The sequence below is a fragment of the Weissella sp. MSCH1 genome (assembly GCF_045799135.1).
Classification (GTDB): domain Bacteria; phylum Bacillota; class Bacilli; order Lactobacillales; family Lactobacillaceae; genus Weissella.
In genome coordinates this window covers 60,523-80,726 of sequence record NZ_JBJMBA010000047.1, presented here as the reverse complement: position 1 = coordinate 80,726, position 20,204 = coordinate 60,523, and the positions used below count along the sequence as shown (strand labels likewise).

The 20,204-nt window shown below is 45.0% G+C and carries 17 protein-coding genes; all 17 read right to left on the bottom strand.

The genetic code is table 11. The features are described 5' to 3' along the window. Nucleotides 1-10: 10 nt before the first annotated feature. Nucleotides 11-211, bottom strand: coding sequence for a cold-shock protein (locus tag ACJ28U_RS12205; protein ID WP_003610350.1), 201 nt, complete (start codon nucleotides 209-211; stop codon nucleotides 11-13). Nucleotides 212-463: 252 nt separating this feature from the next. Further along, complete coding sequence (locus ACJ28U_RS12200; protein ID WP_407619459.1) at nucleotides 464-1,216, bottom strand: DUF4811 domain-containing protein; 753 nt, start codon at nucleotides 1,214-1,216, stop codon at nucleotides 464-466. A gap of 1 nt (nucleotide 1,217) precedes the next feature. Beyond that, nucleotides 1,218-2,771, bottom strand: coding sequence for an MDR family MFS transporter (locus tag ACJ28U_RS12195; RefSeq protein ID WP_407619458.1), 1,554 nt, complete (start codon nucleotides 2,769-2,771; stop codon nucleotides 1,218-1,220). Nucleotides 2,772-2,985: 214 nt separating this feature from the next. Beyond that, nucleotides 2,986-3,765 (bottom strand): LysM peptidoglycan-binding domain-containing protein, encoded by a 780-nt coding sequence (locus tag ACJ28U_RS12190; RefSeq protein WP_407619457.1) that lies wholly within the window; start codon nucleotides 3,763-3,765, stop codon nucleotides 2,986-2,988. Between the two features lie 375 nt (nucleotides 3,766-4,140). Then, nucleotides 4,141-5,085 carry a type I pantothenate kinase gene (coaA, locus tag ACJ28U_RS12185; protein ID WP_407619456.1) on the bottom strand — a complete coding sequence of 315 codons (945 nt, stop codon included), beginning with the start codon at nucleotides 5,083-5,085 and terminating at the stop codon, nucleotides 4,141-4,143. A gap of 5 nt (nucleotides 5,086-5,090) precedes the next feature. Continuing rightward, the gene (gene helD, locus ACJ28U_RS12180) at nucleotides 5,091-7,373 is read right to left on the bottom strand and encodes an RNA polymerase recycling motor HelD (RefSeq protein ID WP_407619455.1); all 2,283 of its coding nucleotides are present in this window, start codon (nucleotides 7,371-7,373) and stop codon (nucleotides 5,091-5,093) included. A gap of 182 nt (nucleotides 7,374-7,555) precedes the next feature. After that, nucleotides 7,556-7,810: a hypothetical protein gene (locus ACJ28U_RS12175; protein ID WP_043708253.1), complete on the bottom strand. Its 255-nt coding sequence runs from the start codon at nucleotides 7,808-7,810 to the stop codon at nucleotides 7,556-7,558. Nucleotides 7,811-8,040: 230 nt separating this feature from the next. Next, nucleotides 8,041-9,192 carry a recombinase RecA gene (gene recA, locus ACJ28U_RS12170; RefSeq protein ID WP_407619454.1) on the bottom strand — a complete coding sequence of 384 codons (1,152 nt, stop codon included), beginning with the start codon at nucleotides 9,190-9,192 and terminating at the stop codon, nucleotides 8,041-8,043. 84 nt (nucleotides 9,193-9,276) lie between these two features. Next, nucleotides 9,277-9,753 carry a nicotinamide-nucleotide amidohydrolase family protein gene (locus ACJ28U_RS12165; RefSeq protein WP_407619453.1) on the bottom strand — a complete coding sequence of 159 codons (477 nt, stop codon included), beginning with the start codon at nucleotides 9,751-9,753 and terminating at the stop codon, nucleotides 9,277-9,279. Nucleotides 9,754-9,888: 135 nt separating this feature from the next. Beyond that, nucleotides 9,889-10,473 carry a CDP-diacylglycerol--glycerol-3-phosphate 3-phosphatidyltransferase gene (pgsA, locus tag ACJ28U_RS12160; protein WP_010370489.1) on the bottom strand — a complete coding sequence of 195 codons (585 nt, stop codon included), beginning with the start codon at nucleotides 10,471-10,473 and terminating at the stop codon, nucleotides 9,889-9,891. Nucleotides 10,474-10,498: 25 nt separating this feature from the next. Then, nucleotides 10,499-11,410: a helix-turn-helix domain-containing protein gene (locus ACJ28U_RS12155; protein WP_043711292.1), complete on the bottom strand. Its 912-nt coding sequence runs from the start codon at nucleotides 11,408-11,410 to the stop codon at nucleotides 10,499-10,501. Nucleotides 11,411-11,466: 56 nt separating this feature from the next. Next, nucleotides 11,467-12,753 carry an EF-P 5-aminopentanol modification-associated protein YfmH gene (yfmH, locus tag ACJ28U_RS12150; protein WP_407619452.1) on the bottom strand — a complete coding sequence of 429 codons (1,287 nt, stop codon included), beginning with the start codon at nucleotides 12,751-12,753 and terminating at the stop codon, nucleotides 11,467-11,469. Then, on the bottom strand, nucleotides 12,746-14,008 hold the full coding sequence (yfmF, locus tag ACJ28U_RS12145; protein WP_407619451.1) for an EF-P 5-aminopentanol modification-associated protein YfmF: 1,263 nt from the start codon (nucleotides 14,006-14,008) through the stop codon (nucleotides 12,746-12,748). The genes yfmH and yfmF overlap by 8 nt, the downstream gene beginning before the upstream one ends. Nucleotides 14,009-14,143: 135 nt before the next feature. Then, complete coding sequence (locus tag ACJ28U_RS12140) at nucleotides 14,144-14,374, bottom strand: hypothetical protein (RefSeq protein WP_407619450.1); 231 nt, start codon at nucleotides 14,372-14,374, stop codon at nucleotides 14,144-14,146. A 105-nt stretch (nucleotides 14,375-14,479) separates the two neighbouring features. After that, nucleotides 14,480-15,982, bottom strand: a complete 1,503-nt coding sequence (locus ACJ28U_RS12135; RefSeq protein WP_407619449.1) for a gluconate:H+ symporter — start codon at nucleotides 15,980-15,982, stop codon at nucleotides 14,480-14,482. Nucleotides 15,983-16,747: 765 nt separating this feature from the next. Further along, nucleotides 16,748-18,577, bottom strand: a complete 1,830-nt coding sequence (gene spxB / locus ACJ28U_RS12130) for a pyruvate oxidase (RefSeq protein WP_407619448.1) — start codon at nucleotides 18,575-18,577, stop codon at nucleotides 16,748-16,750. Between the two features lie 201 nt (nucleotides 18,578-18,778). Then, a complete protein-coding gene (locus ACJ28U_RS12125) occupies nucleotides 18,779-20,158 on the bottom strand; it encodes a gluconate:H+ symporter (protein ID WP_010370468.1) in 1,380 nt (459 codons plus the stop codon). Nucleotides 20,159-20,204 lie beyond the last annotated feature (46 nt).

Genomic DNA, 20,204 nt, shown 5'->3' with positions numbered 1-20,204 from the left:
TAAGCCGTTATTACAACTTAGTAACGTTAGCAGCTTGCAAGCCACGGTCACCTTGTTGAACTTCGAATGATACAGCTTGTCCTTCTTCCAATGACTTGAAGCCGTCACCTTGGATAGCTGAGAAGTGAACGAATACATCGTCACCTGACTCACGTGAAAGGAAACCGAATCCCTTGTCTGCGTTAAACCACTTTACTGTTCCTTGTTCCATGTCTGAAACCTCCTGGCAATTATTGCCGAATTTTTTAATAATCTAAATATGACGATGCCAGATATTTCTGTGAAACATAAAACAAAATCCTTTAAACTATGTAGATAAGTATAACACGCTTATCCAAAGAAAGATACCTAAAGTTTTAAATTAAATATTTTAATCTTATCCAAAAAAAGCCGTCGGTCTATGATTGGTATAAATTTTGAAACAAAAAAGGACATTCTGACCGTGCCAGAACGCCCTTCTAATTTACTTTAACATCGCCTTCATGGCTTCAGCCGTTAGTTGAGCCGTCACCTTTGTGGTGTACGCCTTAACGTCATCTTGTGAAGCCTTAGGGTTAGCTTGCATGTAAGCCGCAATCTTTGCAGAAGCCGCAGCCTTTAGTTGTTCTTGTTGTGCTTGCGCAGCAGCAGGATTAGCCGCAGCTGCCTTTTGCTTCGCTTGCACAGCCTTTGATTGTGCTGGCGTCATGACTACCCACGTATCCTTAGGCAACTTAACAACTGTTTGTTGCTTATACAATGAGTGGCCTTCACCACCAAACCCAAACATCAACTTAAAGAAAGCATTTTGCCACTCCCAACGAGTCGTCTTAGTCGTGACCGTTGCCTTATCAGTATCGATCAACTTATAAGTCGCCGTCTTCTTGACAGCCTCCACAATGTGCTTCTTGTTAGGTACAAAGTGAGCTGTTGGCTTAGCGTTTTCTTTATCGGCATAAATCATAACATAGTTGTTTGACTTTGTGCCCAAAGCTTGGGCAATCATCATACCAGCTGGCACCTTGGTACCACCGGCAGAATAAATTGTCTTGGTTTCCGTCTTAGTGACCTTCTCCATACCAAAATGGTTGTTGAAGTTCGCCACCAACATCAAAACTGTCCCCAGGAGCAATCCACCTGAAATCAATCCAGCTACAACGCGAGCAGGAACATTTTCAATCTTAATCCAAGAAATAAACGTCAAAATGGCGAAGACTGCCAAAAGGATAATAACCATCTTATTCGGCCTCCTTCATTTGTGGGTCAACGGGCTTGTGATTTGAAAAACCGGCTGCCTTAATGGCCCCACCCTTCAAGAACATTGCAACGACGATACCAATGATGGCAAATCCCAAACCGATGGCAAATGATACGTGGAATCCCTTCATTGAAGCGTCCAAGTAATCCGCCCCGTACTGGAGTGGGTTCGTCTTTGACAATGCCTTAGCAGGCTCATTATTTGAAATTACATTTTGTGTAACTGATGACAACAAGGCCACAACAACGGCTGACGCAACTTGGCGGGCCGTGTTATTAGCAGCTGTTGCGTGTGGTGCCTCAGCTGGTGGCAATACTGACATGGCCATCGCCGTCAACGGCATCATGGCCATGGCGATACCAAACATACGAACCGCGTACAAAGCGGTAATGAAGTGCGCTGGTGTTGACGCCGTCAAGAATAAGAATGGCACTGTTCCAATGGCCAAGATTGAGAAACCAGTCAAGGCCAAACGCTTAGCCCCGATCTTATCGTAGGCTGAACCAGCGATTGGCGCCATGATACCCATCATCAAAGCACCAGGCAACAACGTCAACCCTGATTCCAATGGTGACATGGTGTGAACGTTTTGCAAGTACGTTGGCAACATCATTTCGACACCCATCATCGCCATCATTGCCATCATAACTGACACAGTCGTCAACGCGAATTGGTGGTTCTTAAAGACCTTCACGTCAACAAATGGTTCATCCAACTTCAATTGGCGTACGACGAACAAAACGATGAACAACAAACCAACAATCATTGGCAAGATAACGTTCTTGAAGTCGCCCCAACCATCAGTCGCTACATTCGTAAATGACCACAAGAAGATTCCGAACCCAAGGGTTGAAATAATCAATGAAGGGATATCCAACTTCATCTTACGGTTAGGGATAACATTCTTAATAAAGAATGGTGATGCGATAATCACCAATGCCAAAACAAACATTGGCAAGTAGAAGATCGTCCGCCATGAGTCAGAAATCGTCAGACCCAAGAAGTGGTGATTCTTTTCCAAAATCCATCCAGACAACGTTGGTCCAATGGCAGGTGCCAAACCAATGACAATACCATTAATTCCCATGGCTGCCCCACGCTCTTCGGCTGGGAAAATGTTCACCATTACCACTTGCATCAACGGCATAGTCACACCCACCGCGATGGCTACCAGGATACGTCCCAGCAAGAACATCCACCACATATCGTGGTGTGCCGGCGTAAAGGCCGTTGTAGCCATTCCGGCAAACAACATCAAGTACGCGAAAATGTACAAAGCCTTAGATGGAATACGCGTTGAAAGGTACGCAGAAACTGGCATCATAATACCATTGGCTAACAAGAACCATGTTGTTGCTTGTTGGGCCGTGGCTAACGTGATATCAAAATCGCGCATCAAAGTTGGGATTGCGGTTCCCAACGAGGTTTGCATTAACACACCAGCGAAAGTACCGATCAAGAGCACTGCCACCATGGCAGAGCGACTAAACGGGTTTCCGTTGATGTCCATAGCAACACTTTTATTTTTTGCCATGTCATCCTCCAATTGTTCTATTTAATTATAAGTGCATCAATTTGACAAGAATTAATTGTAAAGCTACTTAACAAACTTTGCAAGTGTTTTTGTCAACTTTTTTGACAAAGATTGCCGATTGTTTCACAAAGAAGCCCCATCATAAGACACAAAAAGTGCTCGGCCATCAAAGGACCAAGCACTTTTTTAATCATCTATTTAAATGCGGTAAATCTTACCACCAACCGTTAGCGGCACGGAATTGTACGGCACCGTCAACTGAACCGTAACGTGAAACGGCGTAGTTAACCAAACCGTTAGTTTGCGTGGCAACGTCACCCGTTCCCCAGCCTTCCTTAGTTTGACCCAAGCCCATGTAACCGTTTGGTGAAACGGCGTTAGGGTTACCACCTGATTCAGGCATTACGATGTTTTGCCACAAGGCATCAGTACCACCGTTAGCGATGAATTGGTCATAAACTGAACCACCAGCGGCTGGTGCAGCTGCAGGCGCAGCTTGCTCAGCAACAGCAGTATCTTGTGCAACTGCTTGTGCTTGAACTGAAGCAGCAGCGGCTTCTGACTCAGCAGCCTTTGAGGCAGCAGCTTCTGAAGCGGCAACTGATGATGCAACGGCCTCTGAAGCGGCGGCAGATGATGCGGCTGCTTCTGATGCAGCAGTCATTGAAGCAACAGCTTCTGACATTGCTGATGAAGCAGCATCTGATGCAGCGCTGTTAGCTGATGATGCAGCAGTCGTGTTCAACGCATTTTCGTTAAGCTCTTCTTGCGTTGGCACTTCGATTTGTTGATCAGCAAAGATCATGTTTGCGTCAGTAATCTTGTTAGTCTTAACCAAGTCTTCAACGGTCAAGTTAAACTTGTTTGCCAATTCTGACAACGTGTCGCCCTTTTGAACCGTGTATGTTGAAGCGGCGTTTGCAACAGTTTGGCCTGCAACCAATACTGAAGCCAAACCGGCGATCGTCAATGCTGTTTCTTTCATCTTACTCATAATCAGTTAAACACTCCTAAGGATTGTATCTATATCGTGCGAACCCTATTGCTCAAGCACGTTCTCTTATATGAGGCTTCTTCCTTGCCTCAACCACAAGACATAGTTTACCAAGCTGAGCAGGCTTAAAATTACACATTCATTACATAACATGTCTAGAAACAATATTATGACCACTTTTCATGTCATATTAACGTTACATAAGGCGTGTTACACGTGTAAACCATTGATATATAGGCATTTTTCGTTATTTGTTTAACCGGTTAAGTAGCTCGTTTTTTGTAACTTAAATTGATAAATAAAAGCCGGAAAACGTTGATTTCCCGGCTTTTGTCTATTTTTGTCACATTCATGACACGTTGAAAAGTAATGAAATTAGAATTTACGTAACCAAATCTCGTTAATTCCGTGTCCAGTCGCCTTATGAAGAATCAAATCGGCTCGTTCACGCGTTGGTAAGATATAGTCCGTTAAGTTTGGTAGGTTAACCGTTTCCCAAACGCGACGCGCACCCGCCACCGCTTCAGCGACTGGAATTTGCGTATAAGGGAAGAAGAAATTCGTTGGATCCGCCTCTTCCTTTGCTTGTTGCAACAATGCCTCAAATCGATCAATGTACCAATGCTCAATTAATGACGTCTCTGCATCCACATATAGCGATAAATCAAAAAAGTCTGACAAGTAGACTGGTGAATTAGGTGCCGCTTGTAAGGTATTGATTCCTTCAACAATAAAAATCTCTGGACGCTTAAACGTGTCGAATTCATTCACTAAGACATCTGATATGTCGTGCGAATAGCGCGGTGACCGAACAACTTCATCACCATCTTTAACGTTATTCATAAATTCAAGCAGCGCTGGCATATCGTACGATTCCGGGAACCCCTTCCGATCAAAAATGCCTTGTGCTTGCAATTCTTCGTTAGGCAACAAGAAACCATCAGTTGTCGTTAAAGCAACGTTATGTTCACCATACTCCGCTTGTAACATGTATTGTAGCAACCGAGCTGTGGTTGATTTACCAACCGCCACAGAACCAGCGATGCCGATAACAAACGGACTTGGCTTAATTGTTCGCCCTAAAAAGCGCTCACGTTCTTCGCGATCACGCAAATATTGCGCATGACGCAACTTAATGTAATGAACCAACGGATCATAGACATCAGCAACATCACTCATTGAAATTTGGTCATTAAACGCTTTAATTTCTCCCAATACCTTTGGTGTAACGTGAGATGTATCTCGGTCAGCTGCAGGCACGACTAATTCGTGCCATTCATCACGCTGAAATACCGCATAATTAAACGGTGCCTCACTCATGGTTCTTACCCCTTTTCGTACAAACGCTCGTCAACTTCAGCAAGCAATGGCGTCAATGTCGTTACCGCCAATACTGTCAATTGGTGCATGGCACGTGATGCAATTGTGTAGACCAACTGACGTTCATCATCGCCGTGGTAAACGCCTTCAGAAGCATCCCACATAATCACAGCATCAAATTCAAGTCCCTTAGCCAAGTAGGCCGGCACAATAATTGTGCCCGGTACCAGACGTTGGTTCTCAGTCCGGATAATGGTCACGTCAGCGTGTTCACGGAGCGCCTCGTACGCGACTTCCGCATCTGCCAACGTCTTGGTAATGATTGCAGTTGTTTCATCAGCTTCATCATTAGCGACCAATTGCATCAAGGTTGCTTCAACCATCTTATCTTGCGATGGCAAAATCTTAACAACCGGCTTATCACCCTCACGTTCAAAGGCATCAATTTGCGCACCGTTAATCAAAATGGCCTTTGAGTAATCGGTAATTTGTTGCGTTGAACGATACGTTTGCGTTAATTGCACGTATTCTGACTTTTCTGGATCAAACAAACGTGACAATTCGTCCTGCAAACTGACGGCGTTTTCTTTCGTGAAAATGGCTTGGTTCAAATCACCCAACATCGTAAAGCGGGCACGTGGGAAACTGAACTTCAAAAAGGCCAATTGGAACGGTGTGTAGTCTTGGATTTCATCAATAAAGACAAAGCGAATGTCACGCTCACCGCGACTACCCTTAATCAAGTCGAATAACAACATAAACGGTGTCATATCGGCCATTGGTAATTCACCGTTCTTCATCTTATTCACTGTGTATTCAACCGACTTGGTCCAATCCGCTTCAGTGATATCATAAGCCGCCAAATTAACCAACTTTGGTACAGAACGCAAGAAGTGAATAAATTGATTATTAATATTGATAAAACGATTTCGGTTAACACCCTTGGCGATTGGCGCCAAGGCATTCGTTACAATGATTTTAGCCAAATACTTGGTTTCTTCTTCATCAGACTTAAACTCACGTGGGTTATCACCCAACATGGTGTCATACTGTTCTTTCGTCAAGTTTTGAATTTCAGCTTCAACCCAATCAGCTTGCATCTCATTGCCAATTCGACCTTGCAACATCTTCATTAGTCGTTCCTTCGTACCTTGAAGACGGTTACCAAGCTTATAATTCTCATTGAATGAATAATAGATGTCGACAATCTTTTCCTTAGAAATGATTTCCTGACCGCGGAACTTAATCGGGCGGACCTTAATGTCAGCCTTATTCAAACCATCGGCATAACGTTGCATAGCATCAAAGTAGACACTCGTGCCCTTCAAGTCAATGATGCGCTTTTGAGCACCGGCTGGTTGCGCTTCAAAACGTTCTTGTAACGTTTCAAGTTGCAACTTTGGCAAACGGCGTGATGCGTATTGGTAATACGTCATTTGAACCATGTTTTGCTCACCCAATTCAGGCAAAACCTGGTCGATATAATCGTTAAACAGTTGGTTTGGTGAGAACATAACCACTTGACCAGACGTTAAATGACCACGGTAACGGTAAAGGAGGTATGCCACACGTTGCAAAACAGCAGAAGTCTTACCGGAACCTGCTGCTCCTTGTACGAACAACAATTCAGCTGCCGTGTTTCGAATAATCTTGTTTTGTTCCTTTTGAATCGTTGTCACGATTGACTTCATCTTGGTTGTTGATTCTCCAGATAAAGCATTCAACAACATTTGATCACCGACAGCTTCATCGGTATCAAAAATCGTCACAATCGTGCCATCTTCAATTTGGAATTGACGCTTCAAATGAACATTTGCTTCCTGCTTGCCATCTGGCGTTTCGTAGGTCACATTACCCAAGCCCGCATCATAATAAATAGAAGAAATAGGTGCTCGCCAGTCGTAAACCAAGAAATTATCTGGTGAGTCAGAGAACGAAGCCAAGCCGATATAAATTGGTTCAACCGTCTCCGAACCAGCTTCTTGCACATCAATACGAGCAAAGTATGGTCGCGCTTGTAAACGATCCAAGACAACCGCTTGGTGCTCAACTGAATTCATCGCCAATTCGCGTTCTTGTAACATCTGTTGCTGTTGACGTACAGACATCGCAGTTTCGAACAAGCTGCCGTATGTTGATGACTTGAAGCGGACATCGTTCCACCCGTCCTCAACGTCAGCCTGTTTTTGTTCAGCATTTTTTCGATCTAAATCATTTTGTACCTTCGCGTCTTGAATCTTCTCCAAGACGGTATCCAAGCGTTGCTGCTCGGCTTCATATGGTTCCATAAACAGGGGTCCCCCTACGTAAATTTAGTGATTCCATGGTACTACACTTTGGGTTCAATTACTACTCTTTTTCAAGTAGTCGTTTTTTACCTAACAACAAATCCCAGCCCTGTGACCTAATTAGTCAGCAAAGCTGGGATTTGTTAGTTTTTACCAGGCAAGTCACTGGCTTGCCTATCGTATTAATCTTCTTGAGCGTAATCTGTCACGATAAGGTGTTCTAGGAAATCACGTGCGTCAGTTTCATCAGTCGTACCTGCAGCGATTTCAGCTTCCACCGCTGCGTGAATCTTAGCCGTAATTGCTTCACTTTCTGCATCTGCGGCAATAACGTGCACGCGGTGGAATTGGTCTGACCAGTAAACCTCAGTAGGTCCCCAAGTGTTCAAATCCAACTTCTTTACCCAATCTTGTACTTCTTGTCTAGTGTATGCCATGATGACTACCTCCAACTGCTTTCGCAGTGATTAACTTCCTTTTCCTTTTTTATTACATGATTAGTATAGAACAACTATTTTGTTGTGGCGATAAAAAGGCCTATTATGACGAATAAATTGCGGCATTCAGCGTCCCAATCATGACATACCATCATAACCTGAAAATCGGCATCAAAAAAACTCGTACCACGCTACATCGCTGTACCATAATACGAGTTGTCGAAAATTAATTAGTTTTCATCAATTTCGAGTTCAATATCATCCACGTTATCAGCCGAGGTATCGTTATCATCAGCTGAAGCATCAGCGCCATCATGGCTACCGATGTAGGCTTCACGAACTTGGTTATACACATCATCGTAAATTGCCTTGTGTTCTGGGTCTTCCAACCAACGAATAACATTGACCTTTCCTTGACCAATCTTTTCGCCATTATATGAGAACCATGATCCTGACTTAACGATAATATCTTTATCAGCCGCCAAGTCAATCATTTCACCAGTCTTAGAAATTCCCTTACCAAACAAGATCTCAACTTCCACTTCACGGAATGGCGCCGCAACCTTGTTCTTAACAACCTTAATACGTGTCAAATTACCAACCGATTTGATATCATCCCCATCAGCCTTCGTCGCATCAATACCACCCTTACGACGAACATCCAAACGCACTGATGAGTAGAACTTCAACGCACGTCCACCAGGCGTTGTTTCTGGGTTACCAAACATGATACCAATCTTTTCACGTAATTGGTTAATGAAGATGGCTGTTGTACCAGTCTTCAAAATAGCACCTGACATCTTACGCAAAGCTTGAGACATCATTCGCGCTTGCAAACCAACCGTTGAATCACCGATTTCACCGTCAATTTCAGCCTTTGGCGTCAACGCAGCAACAGAGTCGACAACAACCATGTCAATCGCACCTGATGTAATCAAGGCATCAGCAATTGCCAATCCTTGTTCACCAGTATCTGGTTGTGACAACAGCAACTCATCAACGTCAACACCCAACGCCTTGGCGTACTCAACGTCCATCGCGTTTTCGGCGTCAATATAAGCAACAATTCCACCGTTGCGTTGGGCCTCAGCGACTGCGTGCAAAGCCAACGTCGTCTTACCTGATGATTCAGGTCCATAGATTTCAATAATACGGCCCTTAGGGTAGCCACCAATACCAAGAGCCACGTCCAACTTCAATGAACCAGTTGACGTTGATTGCACCTTCGTAAATTGACTATCACCAAGCTTCATAACAGATCCCTTACCAAAAGACTTTTCAATCTTCTTCAAGGCTTCGTTCAATGCATTTTGACGTTCCTTAGGATCTGCAATCTTTCCTTCCAACTTCTTATTTGGGTTAATGTTTTTTCCTGATGCCATTTTTATCGGCCTCCACTTGTTAACTTAAACTTAATGTAAATATAGTGTAACCTAATCACCACAATAATTCAAATGTTTTCCCAACTATTTTGCCAACTCGGCGAGTTTCGTCGCAATCGCTGCGAAACCAGCTGCGACACTTGCTTCCCGCACGGCTTGCCGATCACCGGTAAAATGGTGCTCCATTGCGATTACTGAGCCATCTGGTGCCGCGACACCAATGAACACCGTGCCAGCCGGATGCCCTTCCAGCGCGTCTGGGCCAGCCACTCCGGTGAAGCTAATTCCCCACGCCGTCTGCAACGTTGCTTTCGCACCTGTTGCCATCGCCTTAGCCACCTCTGCCGACACCACGCCATACGTGGCAATCATGTCAGCTGGCACACCGACAAGTTGCGTCTTGGCAGCTGCGGCGTATGTCACAAACGCCCCTGGCAAAACAGCTGAAATACCACTAACACCCGCCAGCGTACTAACAAACATTCCCGCCGTTAAGGATTCTGCCGACGTAATCGTCTCACCTCGTGCAATCAACGTCCGGCCAACTTCTTCATTCGTCATCTGCAGCCTCCAATTCATTTGTTATCCAATATAGACGATATCATGGCCCGTTTGTCCACTTTCTGTCACTACTTATTTTAATACAAAAGGAGGCAGGCTAACACATCAGGTGTCAACCTACCTCCTAATTATGATTTACTTAAAACCATCCGAGAAAACATCACGGTTCTTATAGAAATAATCAATTCCTGAATAAATCGTTGCTAACAACGCAATCCAGATCATAATCATGGCAAATGGAATATTGGCCATTGCAAACACGATATCATGTAGCAAGAAAAATGAAATAGCAACCATTTGAGAAGCTGTCTTAATCTTGCCCGGCATTGCAGCAGCCAATACCTTACCGTTGTTTTCAACAATCAGCGTGCGCAACCCAGTAATCGCCAATTCGCGAATAACGATAATGGCAACCATCCAAGCAGGTACCCAGCCAAATTGCACAAAGAAAATCAATGCGGTCATTACCAATAGCTTATCAGCTAAAGGATCGGCAAACTTACCAAAGTTCGTCACTAGCTTATACTTACGAGCAATCTTACCATCAGCTAAGTCAGTTAATGACGCCACAATGAAGATAATCGCGGCAACCAAGTGCGTCACTGGCAATTGTGCGCCCGCAACTTGCAATGTCCCCCAATCCAATGGCAATGCCAACACTAGCATAAACACTGGAATCAAAATCATACGGAACACCGTAAGCTTGTTAGGTAAATTCATGACTGTTAACGCTCCTTACTATCTTTTAGCGGGCAAACGTCATTGCAAGGTTCCAGACCGTTGCATTGTTTGCCATCAAGTCAACTGACTTGCCGTCAAGTGATACTGCTGTCGCAGCCGCGTTACCGATTGAAACACGCACTCCAGGAACGGTTGCTGGAATCTTAACATCTTGATTACCGTTTGCTTGCAACGTACCATTCCACAAAACGGCACCTGATGCATCGCTCACTTGAATCCATGAAGCACCAGTTGTCTTCAAGTTCAACGTCAATTCCTTGTTAGCAGGGGCCTTTACAGTGCCGTAGTTAACTGTGTTGCCAGTTGCTTGACCAGCACCCAAATCAACCGCATCCTTATCCTTCTTCTCAGATGATGCAGAAGAAGACTTAGCAGCTGATTCCTTTGAAGCGTCCGTTGATGACTTTTCAGCATCCGATGACGCTGATGATGACACCTTTGACGTTGTGACAGAAACTGATGACGTTGTGTTTTCTTGCTTGGCTGAACCAGCAAATGACGCAACTAGTGCCCAAATAATACCAATAATTGCCACCACGGCAACCCCAATTAAAATCTTTGGTAACATTTGGCGCGTCTTTTCAGCCGTTGACTCTTCAACTTGGTGCATACCAGCACGCGTCACATTATCTGAATCCACACGTGCCCCACTCAAGTCTGGTTCAACTGTTTGCGTTTGAATATCATGATTTTGCATGAATTCCGTCACGTCTAAGCCAACTGCTGATGCATATTGGCGAACAAACGCGCGTTCGTAAAAAGCGCCAGGCAACTGGTCGAATTGACCATTTTCAATGGCTGCTAAGTAGCGCTTTTGAATTTTTGTTGATTGTTGAATATCGTCAAGGGATAGCCCCTTATCAAGACGAGCATTTTGTAGCTCTTGTCCGATTACGCTGTTGCGCTCTTCGTTCATTAGTCTCTCATCCTTAACTATTTATTGTCATTATAATTGCATATAGGCTTATTCTATCACATGTCCAAAGCATTTGGCGTTGCAATTACGGTTGTCAATGCACTGACTTGGGCATTTCTTAAGATTTCTAATACATCTGTAAACGTCAACGCTTGCAAAATATTAATTTCATCACGTAATGTCGCAAAATCAAAGGTTGATCCTTCAAAGCGGGTAACGATTTCTTCAAGTTGATTCAACTTGTTAATTAAGCGACCCAAGGCATCTTTCTTAACTAATTCGAAATCTGCTTGCAAAGACTCAAAACGATCAGCCATATTCTCCAATTCATCAGCGACCGCATCAATTAATTCATCAGCCTCTGGTGTTTCGGCAGCAATGGTCAAGAATGCCACGCCGCGCTCCCAGTCAAACTCTGCACTGAACGAATCGTCAATCATGCCTGAGTCATACCAGGTCATGTAGGTTGGTGAGAATTCGCCAAAGACCAAATCAACCGCCAAACTACCGGCAATCGCAATACGCAATGCCTCCCGACCTGTCGGCATATTGATGCCATCATACCAACGTTGTCCCATCGCTACCTTAGGGCGAACGACATCCATTTCAACCTCTAAAACATCATCGCTTACTGGTTGCAACTCGTGGGTTGGCACTGTAACCGGCGCCACGGCGGGACGTTGCCCAGCTGGCGATGCGTTAACTAGGTCACGGACAGTTGTTTCATCAAAAGCCCCCGCAATCACAACGTCCATGTTGTCTGGTCGATAGAATGCGTCAAAGGCCAACTGTAAATCTTGCGGCGTAACGCTATGAACTGATTCGGTCGTACCTGCAATGTCGTCAGCCATTGGATCATCCTTAAACAATTGGCCTAAAATCAAACGATACAACCGCGCATTCGTATCATCTTGATACATATCAACTTCTTGCGAAATGATATCCTGCTCACGCGCAACGGATTCTGCCTCAAAATAAGGTTCCTGAGTAAACGTTAACAACTCCTTTAACGCCTCATACTCATTTGCTGGTGCCGTTAAAAAGTAACTGGTCCGGGTCTGAGTTGTAAACGCATTGGCATTCGCCCCCAGCTCACTCAACCGTGAGAACGCATCATAACCAGGTTGTGCAAATAATTTATGCTCCAAAAAATGGGCAAGGCCGGCTGGTTGTTGCACGAGTTGACCGTCCTTTTCAAAGCTTTGATCTCGTGCACCAAAATCAACCGTCACCATGGCAACCATTTGATGGAAGTCTGGGCGTGGCAGAAGATGGAGACGTAGACCATTCGATAACGTTTCATGACGCTCATTGGGCGCAAAACGTGTCACAGCATCAGTCATTCTGGGTCCCTCCCACTAATTCATAATGCAGTTGCTTTTTGACTGCGTTCGCAACTTGTTGTACTTGTTGTGCAGTAACCGACTCAACAGCTGCCAACCACTCTTCAGCCGTGGTGTGATAACCGATTAACTCCTGATTCTGCAATCGCTCTGTGATGCGACCTGGTTGGTCTAAGGAGGTCACATAGTCTGCCTTCATCAAACGTTTAATCATGGCAAGTTCATCGTCACCAACTAATTCCGTCTGTAGGCGGGTCAGTTCCGCGTCAATTCGTTGCTCAGCTTCACCTAATTTGGCATGATCCACCCCGGCCTCAACCATGAGTAACCCGGTGTATGGGTTGTAATCTGAATAGACAGAATAGGCCAAACCGGCTGACTCACGTACATTCATAAACAAACGCGAGACAGCTAAGCCACCAAACAAGGCATTAAACACAAAGCCTTGGAAACGATCCGTCTGCGCAATATGCAATTGATAAGCCAAAATCAAGCGAGCTTGGTTCACCTTGTCAAGCTCAACCACCTGCTTGACTGCATCTTTTTCTGGTTGCTCATAATAGGGATTCCCGACAATAGCACGACCTGTTAGTGGCAATTGTTGTACCGCCTGCGTAACTGTCGCAACGTCAACATCACCCAAAACAATAATATCAACGCGATCATGTTGCATCGTATCAAACCAGGCATCCCAGGCTTCCTTGGCAGTGACCTTTTTAAGCAAGTCAACAGTACCGTAAGCCGGCAATGCCTGCACTGGATCATCGAAATAAGCATTGATGGCTTGCCGAGCCGCATAGAACGGCTTTTCTTCCTGTAAGCCAGCGATTTCATCAAGTGAGATTTCACGCTGGCGTTCAAAAACAGTTGGATCAAATCCCTGCTCTGCATCACCGAGTGGCGCGCACATCATCTCACGGATAAAGGCAAAGCCATCAACCAACAAACTTTCTGAATCCGGTGCAAACGAATCGTGAACCAACGTCATTCGTAGCCGTAATGTGTGCAATGCACCGGTCTTCAAAACATCTGTGCCAAATGACGCACCATAGAGTTCACTCAGCGCGCGGGCCAAAGCTGTTTGTGAAGGATATTTTTTAGAAGCCGTTTCCAGCATATTGCTGGCAAGGACACGGCCGCCCAAAGAAGTCGCATCATGTTGGCGCGTGAAATTAACGAGAATTCGGGTTGTGGCAAATTGCTGGCTAGGCAGTACGTGTAAAAAAACGCCTGGCTGTACAGTTACGGTGGTCAATGGCAATACCTTCTTGTTTCCAAACTAAAAGCGCGTAATTGAGACGCGCCCTTGTTTTGTTGTAGTCCGACTGTGTCATACAGACACGCTAGTTACTTTAAGTATACCTTTCCGGACCATGTTTTACCATCGCTTTTATGCCTGAGTATCCTGCTCTTCTGGCAGCACCATTTGGAAACTACGCAAATGACGCAAGAGCGTTGAAATCATCATCAACACGGCAATCACCAGCATGCCAATTGTTAACAGCGTGACAATCCAACCACCGATTCCCAGCACCGAAACATGAAAAATATAAAGTAAACAGAAAAGTCCCGTTGTGTTATACCAGACCCAACGGACCCACTTATTATGCCAAACCTTCATGACCTATCCCCTAAAAGTATCTTAGAAAAAATTATTATAGACATAATCGCAAATAAAAATACCCTAACTTTGACTGAAGTTAGGGTATTTTATGACATGTGTAAATTATGAGAAGATGGCTGACAGAATCAAGATAACAATCAAACCAACAACTGAAATGATTGTTTCAAGAACAGTCCAAATCTTCAATGTTTGTGGTACGTCCAAGTCAAAGAATTCCTTGAACATCCAGAAACCAGCATCGTTAACGTGTGAGGCTGCCAATGAACCAGCACCGATAGCCAGCACAACAAACGCTGGATTAACCGCGGTTTGGTTTGCAACCAAAGGTGCCACGATTCCGGCCGTTGTCAAACCAGCAACCGTAGCTGACCCAACAAAGACACGCAAAATAACTGCAATCAACCATGCGAAGATGATTGGTGACAATGATGTGTGTGAGAATGCCGTGGCAATCGCAGTTGAAATACCACCGGCCGTCAAGATTCCCTTGAAGGCTGCACCACCACCGATAACCATCAACAAGTTAGCGATTGACTTCAATGCTTCTGACATTGAGCCACCAACTTCTGCCATCGTACGTCCTTGCTTTGGTCCCATTGACCAGATAGCAAAGGCCATTGCGATAACCATGGCAATTACCGGGTTACCAAACATCGCAATCACACGGTCAAGCGTTGATGGATCAGTCAAGTAACCGTGACGAGCTGAAGCGGTCATCGCCTTCCAAGCTGCATCACCAACCATACCTGAGTAAACCTGCTTACCACCGTTGTGGGCCAACGTGTAAACCGTTGAAATTAACATGAAGAACACGGGCATCAATGATGTCACAATTGACAAACCGAATGATGGTGTCTCTTCCAACTTAAACGTCTTGACTTCACCGATTGCATCCAAGTGCTTCGTAATCTTGAACGCCTTTGGCTCAATCTTACGCACGAAACGAGTGAACAAAGGTCCTGCTACAATCAACGCCACAATCGCAACGATGATTCCGTACATCAAGACAACCCCGATGTTAGCACCCAATACGTTCGTCACAGCCGTTGGTGATGGCTGTGGTGGCAAGAATCCTTGGGCTGCTGACAAAGCAGCGGCCATTGGAATTCCAAGATACAACAATGATACGCCGGCTTCCAAAGCAATTGTGAAGACGATTGGAATCAAAACAACCAAACCAACTTCAAATAGCAATGAAATTCCGATAATAAATGAGGCACCCGCAACCGCCCATTGCAACTTTGACTTACCAAACTTGTTAATCAAAGTTGTTGCGATACGGTATGAACCACCAGCATCAGAAACCAAACGACCAATCATTGACCCGAAACCAAAGACAATGACTAACTCACCCATTGTGCCACCGATACCATTCTTAAGCGCATCGGCAATACCAGCTGGGTTCATTCCCAAACCAAGGGCCACAAGGATTGATGTAATAATCAATGACACAAACGTGTTAACCTTGGCCTTGAGAATCAAAAATAGCAAAATAGCGATACCCACCACTAGGACCAAGAATGGCCAAACGTTCAAGCCGTTTGACATCCATTGGTACAACCCTGTTGAAGGATCAGTAGTGAGGCCTGCAAGTACAGAAAACATTCCAAACACCTCTACAAATAATCTCAAAAAAATATCTCTTTAAATTTCATGAAATCGTTTTCATAAAACCAACTTTACTAGTATACACCCTAAGTAAGCGTTTGCGCACAAAAAGTTCGTGGATTTTTTAATAAACGGTATTCCAGTTGCGTGTTCTGTTTTCGTCCGACATTTAGGAATGTATCTGTTGGTCGCCGCTTTGCGACGAGGCATGGGTGTGGGGGATTAGCTTCGACAAAGATGGCAGGTGGAAAACGCCGCCTGCGCGAGCACCGGCTAGCACCCAAATAATTGTGCTAAGGGTCCGGCTCCCAGCACCTTATCTATCCGGCGGTCGGCCGAACTTTGCATTCCCCACCTGCCATCGCTACGCCAATCCCCCACCCCCATGCCAGCAGCCGAGCGCATCTCGATAATGTTTGCTTATCATCCCATTGGACCAGCAATTTATTAATTGCCCGCTTAGCAGCCGGCTTTGGTCATCAGAGAACAACTTGACTGCCGCAACAGGGACGGATTGCACCCGGAGCGTTCAAAAGTTGGCAACATGCCGCATGGCCGGCGCTATTCAGGAAAGCCCACACAGACCACGGGGCTTTAGGGGGAATTATTTGCCCCGCTGAATGGCGTCCGCGCCATTCGGTTGCCAAGCTTTTGAACAATGGCGTAGGGCGCAATCCGTCCCTGTTGCTCGTGCGAAAGCACGACACGCACTAAAAAAGCACCCACACAATGGTAGGTGCTTCATATTTATGAACTAATTAATTAGAAGTTGTACTTCGTGTCTTCGTCGTTAACCTTAACGACTTGTGACTTAAGTCCCTCTTCTTCAAGGAACTTACGGAATGGTACAAGTTCTTGCGCATCAAAGCGCTCCTTAAAGGCCTTGATTTCTTCTTCAGTTGCAAGCGCTGGATCAAGCTTCAAACCTTCAACAGGAATTGGACGCTCCTTCGTGATCTTAGCATCAACGACTACGACACGACCTTGCTTGTAGTAATCAACAGCTTCTTGCATCACCTTATCGATGTCATCAATGCTGTTAACCGTCAAACCAACAGCGCCTTGGGCTTCAGCAATCTTAGCGTAATCAACATCACCAAAGTCCACGATTTCATCGTTACGGTACGTGTTGGTATCCTCGTACTTGTCCTTGATGAAGCCGTATTGCGTGTTCGTCATTACCACATTGATAACTGGCATGTTGTAACGAACTGCCGTTACGATATCTGAATCAGTCATCGCAAAGGCGCCGTCACCGGCAATGTTAAAGACTTGTCGATCTGGGAAGACGTTCTTAGCACCAATTCCACCAGGGATGGCAATACCCATCGTAGCAAACAATGGTGACGTACGCCACATGTTCTTAGGCGTCATGTGCAAGTGACGAATTGACATTTGCGTCGTGTCACCAACATCAATTGAGAAGATTGCGTCTTCATCAGCATACTTGTTGATAGCGTTGTAGACTTGGTATGCCTCCAATGGGCCTTCCGTCTTCGTCTCAATCTTGTGCATGTAGTCACGCCAGTTTTGTGCATCCTTCAACGCAGCATTCCACCATGCTGACTCAGCAACTGGTTCAACCTTCTCCAAAAGTGCCTTAACTGCCAAACCAGCGTCAGCCAACATCGCAACGTCAGCCTTGTGGCGACGGCCAAGACGAGCTGGGTTGCTATCGATTTGGATAAAGTGCTTTACACCGGCCATAAAGTTCTCAACTTGTGAGAATGGGTAGTTGTTACCAATGAACAAAACAGTGTCTGCTTCAAAGATGACATCATTTCCTGACTTCCAAGCAACACGGCCAGCTGAACCCATCAAACCTTCGAAGTCATAATCGAACGCTTCATAGCTCTTAGCAGTCGTCAACACTGGTGCCTTCAACTTACGAGACAACTCTTGCACAAGCTCACCGTGACCGATTGTTCCGAAGCCAGCGTAAATAACTGGACGCTTAGCATTCTTCAAAATTTCAACGGCTGCATCAACATCAGTTGCCTCTGGTGCAACAGGCTTGTACTCCTTGTAGATATCACCAGAAGAGTAAATTGGGTTAGCATAGTTCATCTCAGCGTCAATTTCAGCAAAGCCGAAATCAGCAGGCACTTCAAGAACCGCAACTCCCTTCTTTGAAATCGCTGTACGGATGGCATCATCAATCATGTATGGCAATTGCTCAGGTACCGCAACACGCTTGTTGTAAACCGCAATGTTGTTGTACATAGGGTTTTGGTTCAATTCTTGGAATGAATCCATGCCCAATTCACGTGATGGCTTTGAACCCAAAATTGCCAAAACTGGCGTTGCATCCATTGCAGCATCATACAAACCATTAATCAAGTGCGTGGCACCAGGGCCACCAGAACCGACAGCAACCGCCATCTTACCACTAAACTTGTATTGCATAGCGGCAGCCATACTTCCAACTTCTTCGTGCTTTACTTGAATAAACTTAATGTTGTTTTCAGGGTTACTCATTGCGTTCATCAAACCGCTCAAAGTACCAGAAGGAATACCGTACATCGTATCGATACCCCAACCTTCCATAACCTTCAATGCTGCCAAACCGGCAGTAATCTTCTTATCTGACATCGAGATAAGCCTCCTGTTTTAAAAAAATCAGTAAAATTTCATTTCCTAATCAATGCAACCAGGTAAGTGAATGATATCTAATAATTTACAATTATTAGTCTGACACTATCGCCCATTTAAAACAAATAAAAAGGGCCATTTTTCAGGATTTTAGCGTGCTAAAAACCCCATCAGCGAACTGATGGGGTTAATAAGTGTTAATTAAATCAAAATCATGGCCATGATTAGGATGACAACCATACCAACTAGGGAAATGATTGTTTCCAAAACCGTCCAGATTTGGAACGTTTGCTTAATCGTCAAGTCGAAGAACTCTTGGAAAATCCAGAAGCCAGCGTCGTTAACGTGTGATGCAATCAATGATCCAGCGCCAATTGCCAAGGCAACCAAAACGGCCAACGTTGGGTTGTTTTGTGATTGCACAATTGACAATACGATACCAGCTGCCGTCATACCAGCAACCGTTGCTGATCCAACAGAGATACGCAACACTGCGGCAACTGCCCAAGCGAAGATAATGACTGTGATAGCTGACATGTGTCCGTTAGCTTGGAACAAGCTAGCAACCTTATCTGACAAACCACCAGTAACCAAGACACCACGCCAGGCACCACCACCACCGACAATCAACAAGATACCGGCAACCGCTGACATACCATTGTTCAATGAGTCACCAATTTCCTTGGCTGACTTCTTTTGCCAAACACCCATTGAGAAGATGGCGAACAACAAAGCAATCGTCATGGCCACAGCTGGTGTTGCCATGAATTCGATAACCTTGTCAAAACCACTTGGATTCTTTGGCGTCACACCACCCGTGTAGATCATCTTGTAAACCGTCGCAATGATCATAAAAATCAATGGGAAGACTGACGTGATAACTGACAAGAAGAATGATGGCGTCTTGTCCAAATCATATTCCTTAACTTCGCCGACAGCCTTAATTTCTGTCTTGAATTGGAATGCGTCTGGTGCATACTTTTGTGCCAACTTCGTGAACAAAGGTCCGGCAACCACGGCCGTAATGATTGATACAATCAACCCAAGAATCAACGTCAAACCGATGTTAGCACCCAATGATGTCGCAACGGCCGTTGGTGCGGGCTGTGGCGGCAAGAAACCTTGTGCTGATGACAAGGCAGCCGTCATTGAAATACCAAGGTATAGCAATGGCACACCTGCCTCAATCGCAACCGCAAAGACGATTGGAATCAACAAGACCATGCCGACACCGAAAATCATTGAAATTCCGATGATAAATGAGGCAATCAAAACAGCCCATTGTAGACGCTTGATACCAAACCAGTTGATCAACGTCTTCGCGATGCGGTATGAACCACCCGCATCCGCAACCAAACGTCCAATCATACCACCGAAGATGAAGATAACGGCGTTTGATCCCAAGATATTACCCATACCTTGGTCACCCAAGACAGCACTTGGGACATCCATTGGGTTCATCCCCAACAACAAAGCCAAGATAAACGCCGTCACAACCAATGATACGAACGTGTTCAACTTGAACTTAACAATCAAGACAAGCAATATCAGAATTGCAATTGCCAACATAACGAATTCCATCGTTCAAACTACTCCTTAAAATAGGTAAATTATGCCATTCAAAACA

Excerpts from the sequence above, each read along its gene's own strand:
- pgsA (WP_010370489.1), bottom strand. The coding sequence starts at position 10,473 with ATGAATTTACCTAACAAGCTTACGGTGTTCCGTATGATTTTGATTCCA.
- ACJ28U_RS12195 (WP_407619458.1), bottom strand. The coding sequence starts at position 2,771 with ATGGCAAAAAATAAAAGTGTTGCTATGGACATCAACGGAAACCCGTTT.
- ACJ28U_RS12135 (WP_407619449.1), bottom strand. The coding sequence starts at position 15,982 with ATGTTTTCTGTACTTGCAGGCCTCACTACTGATCCTTCAACAGGGTTG.
- ACJ28U_RS12175 (WP_043708253.1), bottom strand. The coding sequence starts at position 7,810 with ATGGCATACACTAGACAAGAAGTACAAGATTGGGTAAAGAAGTTGGAT.
- coaA (WP_407619456.1), bottom strand. The coding sequence starts at position 5,085 with ATGAGTGAGGCACCGTTTAATTATGCGGTATTTCAGCGTGATGAATGG.
- ACJ28U_RS12190 (WP_407619457.1), bottom strand. The coding sequence starts at position 3,765 with ATGAGTAAGATGAAAGAAACAGCATTGACGATCGCCGGTTTGGCTTCA.
- ACJ28U_RS12165 (WP_407619453.1), bottom strand. The coding sequence starts at position 9,753 with ATGACGAATGAAGAAGTTGGCCGGACGTTGATTGCACGAGGTGAGACG.
- ACJ28U_RS12125 (WP_010370468.1), bottom strand. The coding sequence starts at position 20,158 with ATGGAATTCGTTATGTTGGCAATTGCAATTCTGATATTGCTTGTCTTG.
- yfmH (WP_407619452.1), bottom strand. The coding sequence starts at position 12,753 with ATGACTGATGCTGTGACACGTTTTGCGCCCAATGAGCGTCATGAAACG.
- ACJ28U_RS12140 (WP_407619450.1), bottom strand. The coding sequence starts at position 14,374 with ATGAAGGTTTGGCATAATAAGTGGGTCCGTTGGGTCTGGTATAACACA.
- recA (WP_407619454.1), bottom strand. The coding sequence starts at position 9,192 with ATGGCATCAGGAAAAAACATTAACCCAAATAAGAAGTTGGAAGGAAAG.
- spxB (WP_407619448.1), bottom strand. The coding sequence starts at position 18,577 with ATGTCAGATAAGAAGATTACTGCCGGTTTGGCAGCATTGAAGGTTATG.
- ACJ28U_RS12155 (WP_043711292.1), bottom strand. The coding sequence starts at position 11,410 with ATGAACGAAGAGCGCAACAGCGTAATCGGACAAGAGCTACAAAATGCT.
- helD (WP_407619455.1), bottom strand. The coding sequence starts at position 7,373 with ATGGAACCATATGAAGCCGAGCAGCAACGCTTGGATACCGTCTTGGAG.
- ACJ28U_RS12205 (WP_003610350.1), bottom strand. The coding sequence starts at position 211 with ATGGAACAAGGAACAGTAAAGTGGTTTAACGCAGACAAGGGATTCGGT.
- ACJ28U_RS12200 (WP_407619459.1), bottom strand. The coding sequence starts at position 1,216 with ATGGTTATTATCCTTTTGGCAGTCTTCGCCATTTTGACGTTTATTTCT.